General features: G+C 75.0%; 15 protein-coding genes. 4 read left to right on the top strand and 11 right to left on the bottom strand.

Translation table 11 applies throughout. The features are described from left to right. Positions 1–53: 53 nt before the first annotated feature. From alc to VKZ81_RS31000, 7 genes are read right to left on the bottom strand one after another with little or no spacing between them, the layout of a single operon-like run. A complete protein-coding gene (alc, locus tag VKZ81_RS31030; RefSeq protein ID WP_324245300.1) occupies positions 54–1037 on the bottom strand; it encodes an allantoicase in 984 nt (327 codons plus the stop codon). After that, positions 1037–2341 (bottom strand): allantoinase AllB, encoded by a 1305-nt coding sequence (gene allB / locus VKZ81_RS31025; RefSeq protein WP_324245299.1) that lies wholly within the window; start codon positions 2339–2341, stop codon positions 1037–1039. The genes alc and allB overlap by 1 nt, the downstream gene beginning before the upstream one ends. Then, a complete protein-coding gene (locus tag VKZ81_RS31020; protein ID WP_324245298.1) occupies positions 2338–2709 on the bottom strand; it encodes an allophanate hydrolase-related protein in 372 nt (123 codons plus the stop codon). The genes allB and VKZ81_RS31020 overlap by 4 nt, the downstream gene beginning before the upstream one ends. A 9-nt stretch (positions 2710–2718) precedes the next feature. Beyond that, positions 2719–4998, bottom strand: a complete 2280-nt coding sequence (gene pucD, locus VKZ81_RS31015) for a xanthine dehydrogenase subunit D (protein WP_324245297.1) — start codon at positions 4996–4998, stop codon at positions 2719–2721. After that, a complete protein-coding gene (locus VKZ81_RS31010) occupies positions 4995–6329 on the bottom strand; it encodes an 8-oxoguanine deaminase (protein ID WP_324245296.1) in 1335 nt (444 codons plus the stop codon). The genes pucD and VKZ81_RS31010 overlap by 4 nt, the downstream gene beginning before the upstream one ends. After that, positions 6326–6790 carry a (2Fe-2S)-binding protein gene (locus VKZ81_RS31005; protein WP_324245295.1) on the bottom strand — a complete coding sequence of 155 codons (465 nt, stop codon included), beginning with the start codon at positions 6788–6790 and terminating at the stop codon, positions 6326–6328. Before VKZ81_RS31005 ends, VKZ81_RS31010 begins: the two co-directional genes overlap by 4 nt. Next, positions 6790–7662 carry an FAD binding domain-containing protein gene (locus tag VKZ81_RS31000; protein ID WP_324245294.1) on the bottom strand — a complete coding sequence of 291 codons (873 nt, stop codon included), beginning with the start codon at positions 7660–7662 and terminating at the stop codon, positions 6790–6792. The genes VKZ81_RS31005 and VKZ81_RS31000 overlap by 1 nt, the downstream gene beginning before the upstream one ends. Positions 7663–7756: 94 nt before the next feature. On the opposite strand from VKZ81_RS31000, the gene VKZ81_RS30995 reads away from it, so the two are divergent. The 4 genes from VKZ81_RS30995 to VKZ81_RS30980 all read left to right on the top strand — a co-directional run bounded on the left by VKZ81_RS30995 (position 7757) and on the right by VKZ81_RS30980 (position 11447). Next, a complete protein-coding gene (locus VKZ81_RS30995) occupies positions 7757–9298 on the top strand; it encodes a PucR family transcriptional regulator (RefSeq protein WP_324245293.1) in 1542 nt (513 codons plus the stop codon). 86 nt (positions 9299–9384) lie between these two features. Then, positions 9385–9966 carry a TetR/AcrR family transcriptional regulator gene (locus tag VKZ81_RS30990; protein WP_324245292.1) on the top strand — a complete coding sequence of 194 codons (582 nt, stop codon included), beginning with the start codon at positions 9385–9387 and terminating at the stop codon, positions 9964–9966. Between the two features lie 102 nt (positions 9967–10068). Then, entirely contained in the window at positions 10069–10932 is an 864-nt protein-coding gene (locus VKZ81_RS30985; protein ID WP_324245291.1) for an alpha/beta fold hydrolase, read from the top strand. Beyond that, on the top strand, positions 10929–11447 hold the full coding sequence (locus VKZ81_RS30980; RefSeq protein WP_324245290.1) for a GNAT family N-acetyltransferase: 519 nt from the start codon (positions 10929–10931) through the stop codon (positions 11445–11447). Before VKZ81_RS30985 ends, VKZ81_RS30980 begins: the two co-directional genes overlap by 4 nt. Before the next feature lie 19 nt (positions 11448–11466). Here the strand turns inward: VKZ81_RS30980 and pucL are convergent, their stop codons facing one another. The 4 genes from pucL to uraD (VKZ81_RS30960) are packed head-to-tail and all read right to left on the bottom strand — an operon-like array spanning position 11467 to position 15008. Continuing rightward, the gene (gene pucL / locus VKZ81_RS30975; protein ID WP_324245289.1) at positions 11467–12312 is read right to left on the bottom strand and encodes a factor-independent urate hydroxylase; all 846 of its coding nucleotides are present in this window, start codon (positions 12310–12312) and stop codon (positions 11467–11469) included. A 1-nt stretch (position 12313) separates the two neighbouring features. Continuing rightward, positions 12314–12634 carry a hydroxyisourate hydrolase gene (gene uraH / locus VKZ81_RS30970; RefSeq protein ID WP_324245288.1) on the bottom strand — a complete coding sequence of 107 codons (321 nt, stop codon included), beginning with the start codon at positions 12632–12634 and terminating at the stop codon, positions 12314–12316. Further along, entirely contained in the window at positions 12631–13113 is a 483-nt protein-coding gene (gene uraD / locus VKZ81_RS30965) for a 2-oxo-4-hydroxy-4-carboxy-5-ureidoimidazoline decarboxylase (protein ID WP_324245287.1), read from the bottom strand. Before uraD (VKZ81_RS30965) ends, uraH begins: the two co-directional genes overlap by 4 nt. After that, positions 13110–15008, bottom strand: a complete 1899-nt coding sequence (gene uraD, locus VKZ81_RS30960) for a 2-oxo-4-hydroxy-4-carboxy-5-ureidoimidazoline decarboxylase (RefSeq protein ID WP_324245286.1) — start codon at positions 15006–15008, stop codon at positions 13110–13112. Before uraD (VKZ81_RS30960) ends, uraD (VKZ81_RS30965) begins: the two co-directional genes overlap by 4 nt. Positions 15009–15145 lie beyond the last annotated feature (137 nt).

Here is a 15145-nt window from a genome sequence, read left to right as displayed (position 1 = left end):
GCAGCACGGCCACCTTCCTGCGATCGGGTGACGTGATGGTGGCCATCCTGCAATCAGGGTCGGGACCAGCGGGTGGCCAGGTCCGCGCGGCCGGCCTCGGTGAGGCGGCCGTGCAGCCGCAGGCGGGCCATGCCGCCGTCGGGGTAGACGTCCATCCGGACCTGCGCGACCGGGGTGTCCGGCACGCGGAAGCGGTGGCGGGTGTCGGGCTGCAGCGCGGTGCGCGGCAGCAGCTCGACCTCGGCGCCGTCGGCGGTGCGGCCGTGCAGCGCCGCCCAGCCGGGTGCGTTGTGCAGGAACCAGCTCGTGTCGAGCTCGGCCAGCACCAGCCGGGCCTCCGCGACGAGGGCGACCTCGACCCAGTCGTTGCCGTCGTCGCGGCGCCGGGCGTTCTCCCAGCCCTCGCCCATCGAGCGGGCGGGCCCGGGCAGCAGCAGGTTGTTCGGGGAGCCGTAGAAGGCGTTCGAGCAGGCGACGACGCGGCCGCCGTGCTCCAGCGCGGCGAGGTCGACGGTGCCGAGCGCGTCCAGCAGCTCCGGGTCGGGCAGGGCCTCGCCGTGCACCCGCAGCCGAGCGACGCCGCCGTCGGGGAAGATCCGCAGCCGGACGTGGGTGACCGGGCGCGGGTGGTCGACGGCGAAGGCGTTCTCGCTGTCGCCGGCCACCGGCGAGCGGGGCACCAGCTCCTCCCACGGAAGCGAGGTGGGATCGACGACCGGGCCGTCGGCGCGGGCGCCGTCGACGGCGACCTCGGGCGGGTAGTTGCCCGTGAACCAGGCCGTGTCGACGACGACGCCGTGCACCACCCCGGGCGCCCCGAGCCGCACGACCGCCTCGTCGTGGCCCGGTTCGCGCCGCCTGCGGGTCTCCCAGCCGTCGTAGACCTTGCCCTGCGAGCCGAACGCAGCCGGGTCGAACACCGGACGGCCGGGCGTGATCAGGTTCTCCTTCGCGGCGAACGCCTCGTCGTTGGCGTACACGACCGCGCCGCCCAGCGACCGCAGCGCCAGGTCCGGCAGCTCGCGGAAGTCCGCCATCAGTCCTCCCCCCGTCGCAGCAGCCGCCCCCGCGGCGTCCCGTCGGCCGGGGCGCCGCGCAGCCAGGTCCGGCGCACCACGCCGGTGAGCGGGCGCCCCGCGTACGGGGTGACCGCGTGCCGGTGGTGCAGCTCGCCCACGGTGTAGGGCTCGTCCGGGGCGAAGACGACCAGGTCGGCGTCGGCGCCCGGGGCGATCCGCCCCTTGCGCCGCAGGCCGACGCGGGCCGCGGGCGCCTGGGCCATCCACCCGACGACCTGGGCCAGGCCGTGCCCGCGCCGGCGGGCCTCCGTCCACACGACCGGCAGCCCGACCTGCAGCGACGCGATCCCGCCCCACGCCTCGCCGAAGTCGCCGACCTCGAGCCGCTTGAGCTCCGGCGGGGACGGCGAGTGGTCGGAGACGATCATGTCGATCACCCCGTCGGCGAGCCCCTGCCACAGCGCGTCGCGGTTGGCCGCCTCGCGCACGGGCGGGCAGCACTTGAAGCGGGTGTCGCCGTCGGGCACCTCCTCGGCGGTGAGCGCGAGGTAGTGCGGGCACGTCTCGACGCTCACCGGGACGCCCTCGGCGCGGGCGGCGGCGAGCTGCGGCAGCGCGGCGGCCGCCGACAGGTGCACCACGTGCACCCGGGCCCCGGTCTCGCGGGCGAGGCGCAGGAGCGTGGCGATCGCGGTGCGCTCCGCCTCGGGCGGGCGGGAGGCGACGAAGTCGGCGTAGCGGCGCCCCGACACGGGCCGGATCGCGTCCGCGTGCTCGGCGTGGGCGATCAGCAGCCCGTCGTGCTCGGCCACCGCCGCGAGCGCGGCCCGCAGGCCGCCCTCGTCGAGCGGCGGGAACTCCGGGACCCCGCTGTCGAGCAGGAAGCACTTGACGCCGAAGACGCCCTCGGCGTGCAGCTTCGCGAGCTCGCCCGCGTTACCCGGGACCGCGCCGCCCCAGAACCCGACGTCCACGGCGCACTGCCCCTCGGCGGCCGCCCGCTTGGTCTGCAGCGCGGCCACGTCGACCGTGGGCGGCAGCGAGTTGAGCGGCATGTCGACGATCGTCGTGACGCCGCCCGCGGCCGCGGCCCGGGTGGCGGTGGCGAACCCCTCCCACTCGGTGCGGCCCGGCTCGTTGACGTGCACGTGCGTGTCGACCAGCCCGGGCAGCAGCACCTCGTCGTCGGCGAGGACGACCTCGCGCGCGTCGGCGGGGGCGTCGACCGGCAGGACGGCCTCGATCCGCTCCCCCGACACCAGCACGGCGGCCGGCCGCTCGACGCCCTCGACGACGGCCCGCCGCGCCCGGAAGACGATCACCGCCGCCGCTCCTGGTAGGCCCGCCAGCTGGCCAGCTCGGAGATGTCCTCCAGCGGCGGGAGCTTCGGGTACTCGCGGCGCAGGACCATCGCGAGCGACCCGCTGCCGTCGGCGAGCTCGACCACGCCCAGCTCCAGCCCGTCCGGCTCGCCGGGCAGCAGCACCTCGCGCAGCTGCTCGTAGGACAGGTCGTAGACCTCGCCCTCGACGGCCGCGCCGCCCTCGCCGACGTCCTCGAGGGCCGGGTAGCGCCCGTCGACGGCGTGGAACCGGTAGCGCGGGGCCGTCCTCGTGCGGGCCACCAGCGGGGCGTCGCCCACGAGGTGGTGGTCGGCCCCGCCGGACATGGCGGTCCCGTTCAGGAACATGCGTGGCACTCAAACCCCCGTGATGTGCTCGGGCCGGATCGGGACACGGCGCAGCGCGCGCCCCGTCGCCGCCCGGATCGCGGCCGCGACGGCGGGGCCGCTGGAGATCGTCGGCGGTTCGCCGACCCCGCGCACACCGTACGGCGCGTGCGGATCGGCGTACTCGAGGACCTCGATCTTCATCGGCGGCATGTCGAGGATCGTCGGGATCAGGTAGTCGGTGAAGGACGGGTTCCGGACGATGCCGTCGGAGACCACGACCTCCTCCATGAGCGCGAGCCCCATGCCCTGGGCGCTGCCGCCCTGGATCTGGCCGACCACGGCGTCGGGGTTGATCGCCTTCCCGACGTCCTGCGCGGTGTCCAGCGCGACGACCTTGACCAGGCCCAGCTCGACATCGACGTCGACCACGGCCCGGTGCGCGGAGAACGCGTACTGGACGTGGGCGTTGCCCTGTCCGGTCTCCGGGTCGACCGGGTGGGTGGGCCGGTGGCGCCACTCGACGGTCTCCTCGATCACCTCGTCGCCGAGCACGTCCACGAGGTCGGCGAGGACCTCGCCACCGGCGTCGACGACCTTGTCGCCGTCGAGGCGCAGGCCGCGGCGCCCCAGCAGCCGGGCCGCGCGGTCGAGCACCGCGGCCCGCACCGCCTCGCAGGCGGCCTTCACCGCGCCGCCGGTGACGTAGGTCTGGCGCGACGCCGACGTGGAGCCGCCGGACCCGACGCTCGTGTCCTTCGGCGCCACGACGACCCGGTCGACGCCCAGCTCGGTGCGCACGATCTGCTGCTCGACGGTGACCAGGCCCTGCCCGACCTCGGCGGCGGCGGTCTGCACGGTGGCGACCGGCTCGCCGCCGGTGACCTGCAGCCGCACCCGGGCGGTCGAGTAGTCGTCGAAGCCCTCGGAGAACCCGACGTTCTTGTAGGTCACCGCGTAGCCGACGCCGCGCACGACCCCCTCGCCGTGCGTGGTGTTGGAGACCCCGCCCGGCAGGTCGCGCAGGTCCCGCTCCGGCCCCGGCTCGGGCGGCAGGGGCAGGTCGCGGACCTTGCGGATCAGCTCGGCCACCGGAGCGGCCGAGTCGATGAGCTGGCCGGTGATGTTGACGTCGCCCTCGCGCATGCCGTTGCGGGCGCGGATCTCGACCCGGTCGACCCCGACGGCGTCGGCGAGCTCGTCCATCAGCGCCTCGTGCGCGAACGCGGCCTGCACGCAACCGAACCCGCGCATGGCCCCGCAGGGCGGGTTGTTGGTGTAGACGCCGCGGGCGTCGACGCGCACGTTCGGGATCCGGTACGGGCCCAGCCCCAGGGTGCCACCGTTGCCGACCACCGCGGGGGTCGACGAGGCGTACGCACCGCCGTCGAAGAGCAGGTCGGCCTTCGCGTAGACCAGCGTGCCGTCGCGCTCGGCCCCGAACTCGTAGCGCAGCCACGCCGGGTGGCGGTGCACGTGCCCGAAGAACGACTCCTCGCGCGAGTAGCTCATCTTCACCGGCTTGCCGGTGTGCAGGGCGAGCAGGCAGGCGTGGACGTGCATGGACAGGTCCTCGCGCCCGCCGAACGCCCCGCCGACCCCGGCCAGGTGCAGCCGCACCTTGTCCGGCCCCATCCCGAGCGCCTGGCAGACCTGGCGCTGGTCGACGTGCAGCCACTGGGTGGCGACGTAGAGGTCGACGCCGCCGTCCTCGGCCGGCACGGCGAGCCCGGACTCCGGCCCGAGGAAGGCCTGGTCCTGCATGCCGACCTCGAAGTCGAGCGAGACCACGACCGGAGCGGTGGGGTTGTCCTCGCCGCGGCGGACCTTCACGTGCCGCACGAGGTTGCCCCCGGGGTGCACCTGCGGCGCGTCGGGGTCGAGGGCCTTGCGCGGGTCGGTGACCGCGGGCAGCGGCTCGTAGTCCACCGTGATCCGCTGCGCGGCGCGGCGCGCGGTCTCCGGGTGGTCGGCCGCGACCAGCGCGACCGGCTCCCCGTGGTAGCGCACCACCCCGGAGGCGAGCACCGGCGTGTCGGCGTGCTCCAGCCCGACCGCGTTCTGCCCGGGCACGTCGTCGGCCGTCAGCACCGCGGTCACCCCGGGCACGGCGAGGGCCTCGGCGACGTCGATCGAGCGGATGCGGGCGTGCGGGTGCGGGCTGCGCAGGGTCACGCCCCAGACCATGTCCTCGTGCCACAGGTCGCTGGCGTAGGCGAACTCCCCGGTGACCTTGAGCGTGCCGTCGGGGCGCAGCGGGCTGTCGCCGATGCGGCCGGAGGTGCGGCTCGCCGTCTCGGTGCTGGTCATGCCTTCTCCAACAGGTCGCGGTGGACGGCCCGGGCCTCGCGGGCGAGCTCGTCGGTGTCCACGGTGAGCACCCGGTCGCGCTCGACGACGGGGCGCCCGTCCACGAGCAGCAGCTCGAGCGGCGGTGGTGCGCCCAGCACGAGCGCGGCGACCGGATCGGCGACGTCGGCGTGGGCCGGGCCGTCGATCCGCCAGAGCGCGAGGTCGGCGAGCTTGCCGGGCTCGATCGTGCCGAGCTCGTCGGCCCGCCCGAGGACGGTGGCGCCGCCGAGGGTGGCGAGCTCGAGCCCGTCGCGCACCGACAGCGCGGTCGGCCCGCCCACGGCCCGGGCGAACAGCACGGCGTGGCGGACCTCTTCGAGGAGGCTCCCCGCCTCGTTGCTCGCCGCGCCGTCGACGCCGAGGCCGACCCGGGCGCCCGCGTCGCGCAGGTCGCGGGTGCGGGCGATGCCGGCACCGAGGCGGGCGTTGGAGGACGGGCAGTGGGCGACGCCGGTGCCGGTGTCGCCGATGCGCTTCACGGCGGCGTCGTCGAGGTGGATGGCGTGGGCGAACCAGACGTCCTCGCCGATCCAGCCGAGGCTCTCGACGTACTCGAGGGGGGTGCAGCCGAAGCGTTCGCGGCAGAACTCCTCCTCGTCGATGGTCTCGGCGAGGTGGGTGTGCAGCCGCACGCCGTGGCGGCGGGCGAGCTCGGCGGACTCGCGCATGAGCTCGCCGGTCACCGAGAACGGCGAGCACGGCGCGAGCCCGATCCGCACCATCGCTCCGGGCGACGGGTCGTGCCAGCGGTCGATCGCCTCCTCGGAGGCGGCGAGGATCGCGTCGCGGTCCTCGACGACGTGGTCGGGCGGAAGGCCGCCCGCGCTCTTGCCGAGGTCCATCGAGCCACGCGTGGGGTGGAAGCGCAGCCCCACCTCGCCGGCCGCGGCGATCTCGGCGGCCAGCAGGTCGCCGCCCTCGCGCGGGAAGACGTAGTGGTGATCGGTGCTGGTGGTGCAGCCGGTGCGCGCGAGCTGGGCCAGCGCCCCGGTCGCCCCGACGTGCACCGCGCGCTCGTCGATGCCCGCCCACACCGGGTAGAGCGTGGTCAGCCACTCGAACAGCGTCGCGTCGACGGCGAGGCCGCGGGTCACCCACTGGTAGAGGTGGTTGTGGAGGTTGACGAAGCCGGGGGTGAGCAGGCAGCCGCGGCCGTCGACGACCTCGCCGGAGCGCTGCGGCGCCCGGCCGGGGCCCACCGCGGTGATCCGGTTGCCCTCGACGACCACGTACCCGTCCGGGTACTCCGCACCGGCGACGGTGACGACGTGCGCGCCTTCGATGATCATGACGCGCGCTCCGCGGCGGTCCGCACGGCATCCATGATCTTCTCGTAGCCCGTGCACCGGCACAGGTTGCCCGCGAGCGCCTCCCGGATCTCCGGGTCGGACGGGTGCGGGTTGCGCTGCAGCAGGTCGTGGGTGGAGACGATCAGGCCGGGCGTGCAGAAGCCGCACTGCACGGCCCCGCACTCCAGGAAGGCCTGCTGGACGGGGTGCAGGTCCTCGCCGGAGCCGAGCCCTTCGACGGTGGTGACCTCCCGGTCGACCGCCTGCCCCGCCGGGACCAGGCACGCGCACGCCGGAGTGCCGTCGAGGTAGACGGTGCAGGAGCCGCACTCGCCCTGCTCGCAGGCGTTCTTCGAGCCGGGCAGGCCGAGCCGCTCGCGCAGGACGTAGAGCAGGCTCTCGCCCTCCCACACGTCGTCGGCCTCGCGCCGCTCGCCGTTCACGGTCAGTTCGATGCGCATCAGGCGGCCCTCCGGTAGTCGTCCCAGGCCCAGGTGGCGGCGCGGCGCGCCATCACCGACAGGGAGTGCAGGCGGTACGCGGCGGTGCCGCGCACGTCGTCGATCGGGGCGGCGGCGTCGCGGACCTTCCGCCCGAACTCCACCGCGAGCGAGTCGGGCAACGGCCCGCGCGACTCCCACAGGCCCGCCGCGTCGAGCTCGCCCGCGAGGAACTCCGCGGCGGCGTCGGCCCGCCGCGGGGTGGGGGCGGCCGAGCCGATCCCGGTGCCCACCACCCGGCGCTCCGGGTTCATCGCCAGCCCGAACGCCGACACCGAGATCACCATCGCGTTCCGGGTGCCGATCTTGCAGAACTGCTGGGGCCCGCTCGCGGGGGCGATCAGCACGGCCGCGATCAGCTCGTCGGGCTCGAGGGCGTTGCGCTTGACGCCGGTGTAGAACTCCGCCGCCCGGATGCGCCGGACCCCGCGGACCGACGCGACCTCGATCTCGGCGTCGGCCGCCAGCAGGGGCGGGTGGCTGTCGCCCGCGGGTGAGGCCGCGCCCAGGTTGCCGCCGACCGTGCCCCGGTTGCGGATCTGCGGCGAGCCGACCGTCCGGGCGGCCATCGCGAGCCCGGGCAGCCGGTCGGCCAGCTCCTCGATGATCCGGGTGTAGGTGACACCGGCCCCGAGCCGCACCCGCCCGTCCGGCTCGGTGCCCCACTCCTGCAGGTCGGGCACGCGGGTGAGGTCGAGCAGCGCGGGCGGCCGGCGCCGGTCGAAGTTGATCTCGACCATCACGTCGGTGCCGCCCGCCACCGGCACGGCGTCCGGGTGCTCGGCCTTCGCCGCAAGGGCATCGGCCCACGTCGTCGGCGCGAGGAAGTCCATGCCGAGAAGTACAGCCCTCCGCTGCGACGGGCAGAAGTCGCCGACGTGACGAATCGCCCGACCCAGGACCCCGAATGGGTTGTAGGTTCCTCCAATGCAGCTGCGCGACCTGCTGGCGCACCCCGGACTGGGGCTGCGCCTGCTGCACGCGGGCGGCGACCCCGACGCCCTCGACCGGCCGGTGCGCTGGGTCTACACCACCGATCTCATCGACCCGGCCCGCTACCTGTCCGGCGGGGAGCTGGTGATCAGCGGCCTGGTGTGGCGGCGCGACCCGGGCGACAGCGAGCGGTTCGTCGCCGCCGTTGCCGATGCGGGCGCGGCCGCGCTCGCCGCGGGCGAGGCGGTGTTCCACGGCATCCCCGAGGACCTCGTCGACGCCTGCCGCCGGCACGGCCTCCCGCTCCTCGCCGTGCCGGAGGAGGTGTCGTTCGCGGCGGTCACCGAGGTCGTGGTCGGCGCGCTCACGGCGGCCCGCGGGGACCGGCTCGCGCTCACCCTCGGCCGGCAGCGGCGGCTGCTGTCGGCCGTCGCGGGCGGGCTCGGGCTCGACGAGCTGGCCGCCGAGGTGTCCGCCGCCACCGGCGTGGCGATCCGGGTGCTGTCGGCGACGGGACGGGCCGTCGTGGCCGGGCCGTCCCCGCTCGGCGACGCCGACCTCGACGCGGCCGTGCGCACGTTCCTCACCGCCGACCGGCTGCCCGCCGTCGTCCCCGGCGCCCGACGCTCGGTGTTCCCGGTCGGCCCCGCCTCGGAGGAGCGGATCACGTCGTGGTTCGTGGCCGCCGACGGCGACTGCACCACCTGGGACACCGAGGTCGGCGACACCGTCGGCGAGCTGGTGGCGATCACGGCGCTCGACCGCGCCCGCCGCGGCGAGGGGCTGCGGATCGCCCGCGAGATCGCCGAGGGCGCCATCGAGCTGATCGCCGCGGGCGCGGCGCAGCGGCCCGAGGTGGCCGTGCGGCTGCGGCAGGCGGGGCTCGACGCGGACGCGCCGCTGGTCATCGCGGTCGCCGGCTTCGAGTCGCCCGAGCGCGTGCAGGCCGCCCGCTCCGTCCTCGTCGACGCGGTGACCCACGTCGGGCCCCCGACGGTCGGGGTGCACGAGGGGCTCGCGGTGGCGCTCATGCCCGCGGGTCCCGCCGACACGCCGGCCGACGCCGTGCTCGACGCGGCCCTGCGCCGGCTCGCCCCCGGGCTGCGGCCGGACCGGCTCACGGTCGGTGTGAGCCGCCCCGCGCCGATCGAGGCCCTCTCCGGCGCCCTGCAGGAGGCCCGCCACGCGCGCGAGCTCGCCGCCCGCCGCCCCGGGCCCGTGCACGTCGTGACCGGCGCCGAGGTCACCTCGCACGTCGCGCTGCTCGCGGCCGTGCCCGACGAGGTGCGGCGCGCGTTCGCCGTCCGCGTGCTGGAGCCGGTGCTCGACTACGACGCGCGCACCGGCGCCGGGCTGCGCGAGACCCTCGAGGCGTTCCTCGACTGCTCCGGGTCGTGGAGCCGGGCGGCGCAGCGGCTGCACCTGCACGTCAACACCGTCCGGTACCGGATCGGGCGGGTCGAGGAGCTCACCGGCCGCGACCTGTCCCAGCTCGCCGACCGGGTGGACGTCTACCTCGCGCTGCGGTCCCTGTAGCGCCGAGCCCCTGTCGTTGCGACGGACGCGCCGTTCGTCGGAACGGGGGTCGACTTAGAACGAACGGTCGTGCTAAACAGGCACCTGTGAGCAAGGGGGAGGCGACCCGCGGGGCCATCCTCGACGAGGCGGGCCGGCTGGCGCGCCGCGTCGGCCTGGGCGGGCTCACCATCGGCTCGCTCGCCACCCAGACCGGCATGAGCAAGAGCGGCCTGTTCGCGCACTTCGGCTCGAAGGAGTCGTTGCAGATCCAGGTGCTCGAGCACAGCAAGGACCGGATCATCGACGAGGTCATCCGGCCCGCGCTCAAGGCACCGCGGGGCATCCCCCGCGTGCGCGACCTGTTCGAACGGTGGCTCGCCTGGGACTCCGCCGACGGCGGCTGCCCGCTCACCGCCGCCTCCTTCGAGCTCGACGACCAGCCCGGCCCGGTGCGAGAACACCTCGTCCGCGTGCAGCGCGACTGGACCGAGACCCTCGCCACGGTCTTCGCCAGCGGGATCGGCGAGGGCCACTTCCGGCCGGACGCCGACCCGCAGCAGTTCGCCCAGGACCTGCAGGGCGTGATGCTCGCCTTCCACGTGGCGAGCCGGCTGCTCGGCGACCCGCGCGCCGCCGACCGCGCCCGCACCGCCTTCGACCGGCTCCTCGAGGCCGCCTCGACCTGACCAGCACCGCCGGACACCGCCCCGTCCGACACCACCCCGTCCGACACCGCACCGTCCGACACCGCACCGCCTGACACCACGCCGACCGGAGGGACCGCATCCGTGTCGCCACAAAAAAGCACGATCGTTCGTTTCTTTTCTTGGGGTGAGCGGTGGGCCCCCGCCCTCGCCACCCGGCTCGCGACCCGGCTGTGGTTCACGATCCCGCGGCCGATCCCGCGCGAACGGCTGCCCGCGCTGCCGCCGGGCACCGCGATCCGGGTGCAGCCGGCGGGCCGTCCCCTGCACGCCCTCGCCTGGGGCAGCGGCGAGCCGGTCTACCTCGTGCACGGCTGGGGCGGGCGGGTCGAACAGCTGGGCGGGTTCGTCGCGCCGCTCGTCGCCGCGGGGCACCGGGTGATCGCCTTCGACGGCCCCGGCCACGGGGCCTCCCCCGGCGGCGCCCACGGGCCGCGCTCGACCACGATCCCGGAGCTCGCCGACGCGCTGCTCGCCGTCGTCGCCGAGCACGGCAGGCCGCACGCGGTGATCGCCCACTCGATGGGCGGCGCCGTCGCGGCCCACGCCGTGCGCCGCGGCCTGCGCCCGGACGCGCTCGTGCTGCTCGCCCCCGCGGCCGACCCGCGCTGGGTGCTCGACCGCTTCGTGGCCGGCATCGGCGCGGGCCCGCGGGTGCGGGCCGGGCTGGAGCAGCAGGTCGCGCGGCGGGTCGGGATGCCCTGGGAGAGCTTCCACGTGCCGTCGCTGCCGCGCTTCGCCCCCGTGCCGCCCACGCTCGTCGTGCACGACGCGCGCGACCGCGAGGTCGGGCCCGAGCACGGCCGCGCGATCGCCGAGGCGTGGCCGGGGGCGCGGCTCGTGGAAACCTCGGGCCTGGGCCACCGCAGGCTGCTGCGCGACCCGGCCGTGATCGACGAGGCCGTGCGGTTCGTGACCGACGCTCGCACCGCCCGGCGCCCGGCATGAGCGCCCCGGTCGTGCAGCCGCTGGAGCGGGCCCGCGCCGAGGCCGCCGTCGACGCGGTCTTCGCCGGCCTCTCCCCGCGCAGCCGCTACCTGCGCTTCCACGCCCCCGTGCCGCACCTCTCGGACGCGGTGCGGGCCCGCCTGGTCGACATCGACGGGGCGCGGCACGCCGCCGTGGTCGCCGAGGTCGACGGCGGGGGGCCGATCGGCATCGCGCAGGTCTTCGGGCCCGGGCACGGCACCGCCGACGTCGCCGTCGCCGTGGTGGACGCCTGGCACCGGCGCGGGGTCGGCAGGCGGCTGCTCACCGCCGTCGCCGCGCTCGCCGAGCAGATCGGCTACACCGAGCTGCGTGGCGCGATCCTGCCGGAGAACGCGGCGATGCTGGGGCTCGCCCGCAGCGTCCTGCCGTGGGCGCGCCCCCGCTTCGACGGTGAGGTGGTGCTGTTCTCCGCCCCGATCGGGCCCGCGGCCTGGACGGTGACGCACGAGGACCTGCTGGCCGACCTCCGCTGACGCCCGGCCGGGGGCGGGGTCAGTCGCGGGTGACCGTCGCCTCGATCAGCCCGTACGGGCGGTCGGCGGCGTAGAAGACCTCGTTGGGGTTCTCCAGGCCGAACGGCGACAGGTCCACGACGAAGTGGTGCTTGTTCGGTGCCTGCAGGCTGATCTCGGCGACCTCCGGGTGCGCCTCGAGCACCGCACGCCCCATCTCCCAGAGCGTCTGCTGCAGGGCGAGCGAGTGGACGGTGGCGAACTGCTCCAACAGGATCCGCCGCACGTCGCCCCAGGTCTTGTCCCAGTCGATCTCGAGGCTGGTGTACCGCCACCGCGCCACCAGCGAGGTGGACATGATCCGGTCGTGGGTCTCCTCCAGGGTGGTGTAGCGGTCCTTGAGGAAGCCCGCGAACTCCGAGCCGGTGGACTTGAGCAGCACCAGGTCGCGCAGGCCGGACACCACCTCGGTGCCGGCGTCGGAGACGTCGACGACCGTGGTGCGCACCTCGGGGCCGCGGCGCACCCACGTGTGGTCGTGCCCCTCCGCGCCGACCGGCACCCGCTCCCAGGCGAACTCGTCCACCGAGATCCGCGCGCCGCGCACCGGCTCGACGTCGTCGACGAAGTGGCGGGCGAGCGTGATCGCGTAGTCCTCGATCGCGCGCAGCCCGTGCTCCTTCGCGAACGCGTACGCGGTGTTCTTCTGCGTGTCGGTGGGCAGCACCTTGGACTGGTCGCCGTGCAGGTGCGCGTCGGCGAAGTCGCCGCGCAGCGCCGTGGACACGGTCACGTCGCGGATCTCGTGCCGCGCGGTCTCGCGGTAGATCCGCACGAGGCGGTTCTCCGCCTTGCCGTACTGGTTGGCTCCGAGCACGATTCCCATCTCAGCTCCCGCGGTATGTCGAGTAGGCGTAGGGGGACAGCAGCAACGGCACGTGGTGGTGCTGCCCCGGGTCGGACACGGTGAAGGTGACGACCACCTCGGGGTAGAACCCCTGCTGCCCGTTCGCCGCGAAGTACTCCCCCGTGGCGAACGTGAGCCGGTAGTCGCCCGCCGGGAGCTCGGCGGCGAGCTCCCGGACGCGCCCGTCGGCGTCGGTGACGGCGGAGGCGAGCTCGTGGCCGTCCGTCGTCGCGAGCCGGACGGCGACGCCGGAGGCCGGCGTTCCGCGGGTCGCGTCGAGGACGTGCGTGGACAGGGTCATGCGGCTTCCTCGTTGATCAGGCGCGCGATGCGCAGCCGGTTGATCGCGGCCAGCTCGGCCAGCGCGACGGCCCGCTCGGTGGCGGGGTCGTTGCCGAGGCGCGCCCGCAGGATGCCGAGCAGCTCCTCGGCGCTGCGGCCGGTGGCGCACACCAGGTAGACGTGGCCGAAGCGCTCCTCGTAGGCGCGGTTGGCCTCGGCGAGCTCGGCGAGCACGGCCGGGTCGGCGCCGGCCACGCCGCTCTGCTCGCGCCGGGACGCGCCTTCGGCGTTGCGGTCGCCGATGCGGGGGTGGCCGGCCATCGCCTCGTCCAGGTCGGCGTCGGTGAGCGCGGCCTCCGCGGCGGCCTGCAGCGACGCGAGGTCCGGGTGCGGCCTGCTCGCCGCGACCTCCCGCGCCCAACGGGGCGCCGAGCACACCTGCAGCAGCTCCCGCTCGGCCTCGGCCGCGTCGAGGGCGTTCCACTGCTCGAGGATCATCGGCCGAACGCCCTCGTGCGCGCGGTGGCGATCGGGTTGGCGTCGGCGACGAGGTCGGCGAACCGGTGGCTCGCCACCTTCGCGATCTCGATGAGCGCCGCGGCGTGCTCCTGCGCCGGGGAGTTGGCCAGGCGCTGGCGCCCCTCGGCGAGCACCCGCTCGCTGGAGCCGGAGTCGCGCACGCAGACGATCAACGGGAAGCCGAAGCGCTCCCGGTACGCCGCGGTCAGCTGCGCCAGCTCCTCGTGCTCCTCGTCGGCGAGGCGGGTGAGCCCGGCGCTCGCCTGGTCGCGGGCCGACTCCTCGCCCTCGTCGCCGTCGGCGACGCCGTCGGCGCCGAGGTCCGGGTACGAGGCCATCAGCGCGCGCTGCTCCTCGACCGGCGCGGAGAACAGCGCCTCCTGGAACGCGGCGCGCAGGCTCGCGGTGTCGGAGAACGGCCGCCGGTCGTAGGCGCGGCCCACGATCTGGGAGTTGCCCTGGAACAGCCGGCCGAACGTGGTGACGAACTCGTCGCGGCTCATCCGGTTGACCTCCTCCAGCCGCACCGTGCCCTCGCCGGGGGTGCCCGCCACGGCGGGCCCGCGGCCCCGGCCGAGGTGGTGGAACACGACGTTGAGCAGGATCGCGGTGAGGCTGCCGAGCGTGATGCCGGAGCCGAGGATGATCTGCGCCCACCCCGGCACGGCGGTCGCCACGTCGGGCTGCGCGGTGACGAACATGGCGAGCCCCACGCTCGAGCCGACGATCACCACGTTGCGGTGGTCGTGGAAGTCGACCCGCGACAGCGTCTGGATGCCGACGACGGCGACCGTCGCGAACATGGCCAGCGCCGCGCCGCCGAGCACCGGGTGCGGGATCCCCGCCACGATCGCGCCCGCCTTGGGCAGCAGCCCGAGCACGATCATGAACACGCCCGCGGCGACCACGACCCAACGGCTCTTGACCTGGGTGAGCCGCACCAGCCCGACGTTCTCGGCGAAGCAGGTGTAGGGGAAGGAGTTGAAGACGCCGCCGATGGTCGTCGCGAGCCCGTCGGCGCGCAGCGCGCGGGTGACGTCCTCGCGGCCGACCCGCTTGTCCACGATCTCGCCGGTGGCGAAGACGTCCCCGGTGGTCTCCACCGCGGTGATGAGCATGACCACGATCATGGACACGATCGCGGCGAAGCTGAACTGCGGCCACCCGAAATGGAACGGGGTGGTAACACCGACCCACGGCGACTCGGCCACGGCGTCGAAGTGCGCGTCACCGAACAGCCACGCGACGAGGGTGCCGACCACGAGCCCGATCAGCACCGCCACGGTCGCCAGGAACCCGCGGAAGAACCGCTGGATCGCGATGATCAGCGCCAGGGTGCCGAGCGCGTAGGCCAGGTAGCGGGGGTTGCCCGGCTGCGGGTCGGAGCCGCCGCCCACGGCGTCGGTGGCGGCCACCGGCAGCAGGGCGAGGCCGATGATCAGGATCACCGAGCCGGTGACGACCGGCGGGAAGAAGCGGATCAGGCGCCCGAAGAACGGCGCGATCAGGAACGTCGCCAGGCCGGCGACGATCACCGCGCCGTAGATGACGAGCAACCCGTCCGTGCCGCCGCCCGCGGCGAGCCCGATCGCGATCATCGGCGACACGGCGGTGAACGTGACCCCCTGCAGCAGGGGCAGCCGCACGCCGATCTTCCAGATCCCGGCGGCCTGGATGATCGAGGCGATCCCGCAGGTGAACAGGTCGGCGTTGATCAGGTGGACGAGCTCCAGGTCGGACAGGCCGATCGCGCCCGCGAGCAGGATCGGCACGATGACCGCGCCCGCGTAGAACGCGAGCACGTGCTGGAACCCGTACACGGCGAGCTTGCCGACGGGCAGGACCTCGTCGACGGGGTGGGGACGTCGCGGCATGGGCACCTCGCTGTGCGCGCTGGGTGGCAGGACCAGACGCCGAAACGATGACTCGCGGGCTGTGGCAGCCGACACCCTCCGAAGCGACGAAACCCGCCCGCGTCGACCCGGCGTCACTTGTGCGATCCGACAGTGCC

Origin of the sequence: Pseudonocardia sp. (genome assembly GCF_035305885.1) — a bacterium.
In the GTDB taxonomy this organism is placed as follows: domain Bacteria; phylum Actinomycetota; class Actinomycetes; order Mycobacteriales; family Pseudonocardiaceae; genus Pseudonocardia.
This window is presented reverse-complemented; position numbering and strand designations above follow the sequence as displayed.

Excerpts from the sequence above, each read along its gene's own strand:
- alc (WP_324245300.1), bottom strand. The coding sequence starts at position 1,037 with ATGGCGGACTTCCGCGAGCTGCCGGACCTGGCGCTGCGGTCGCTGGGC.
- VKZ81_RS31020 (WP_324245298.1), bottom strand. The coding sequence starts at position 2,709 with ATGTTCCTGAACGGGACCGCCATGTCCGGCGGGGCCGACCACCACCTC.
- pucD (WP_324245297.1), bottom strand. The coding sequence starts at position 4,998 with ATGACCAGCACCGAGACGGCGAGCCGCACCTCCGGCCGCATCGGCGAC.
- VKZ81_RS31010 (WP_324245296.1), bottom strand. The coding sequence starts at position 6,329 with ATGATCATCGAAGGCGCGCACGTCGTCACCGTCGCCGGTGCGGAGTAC.
- VKZ81_RS31005 (WP_324245295.1), bottom strand. The coding sequence starts at position 6,790 with ATGCGCATCGAACTGACCGTGAACGGCGAGCGGCGCGAGGCCGACGAC.
- VKZ81_RS31000 (WP_324245294.1), bottom strand. The coding sequence starts at position 7,662 with ATGGACTTCCTCGCGCCGACGACGTGGGCCGATGCCCTTGCGGCGAAG.
- VKZ81_RS30995 (WP_324245293.1), top strand. The coding sequence starts at position 7,757 with ATGCAGCTGCGCGACCTGCTGGCGCACCCCGGACTGGGGCTGCGCCTG.
- VKZ81_RS30980 (WP_324245290.1), top strand. The coding sequence starts at position 10,929 with ATGAGCGCCCCGGTCGTGCAGCCGCTGGAGCGGGCCCGCGCCGAGGCC.
- pucL (WP_324245289.1), bottom strand. The coding sequence starts at position 12,312 with ATGGGAATCGTGCTCGGAGCCAACCAGTACGGCAAGGCGGAGAACCGC.
- uraH (WP_324245288.1), bottom strand. The coding sequence starts at position 12,634 with ATGACCCTGTCCACGCACGTCCTCGACGCGACCCGCGGAACGCCGGCC.
- uraD (WP_324245287.1), bottom strand. The coding sequence starts at position 13,113 with ATGATCCTCGAGCAGTGGAACGCCCTCGACGCGGCCGAGGCCGAGCGG.
- uraD (WP_324245286.1), bottom strand. The coding sequence starts at position 15,008 with ATGCCGCGACGTCCCCACCCCGTCGACGAGGTCCTGCCCGTCGGCAAG.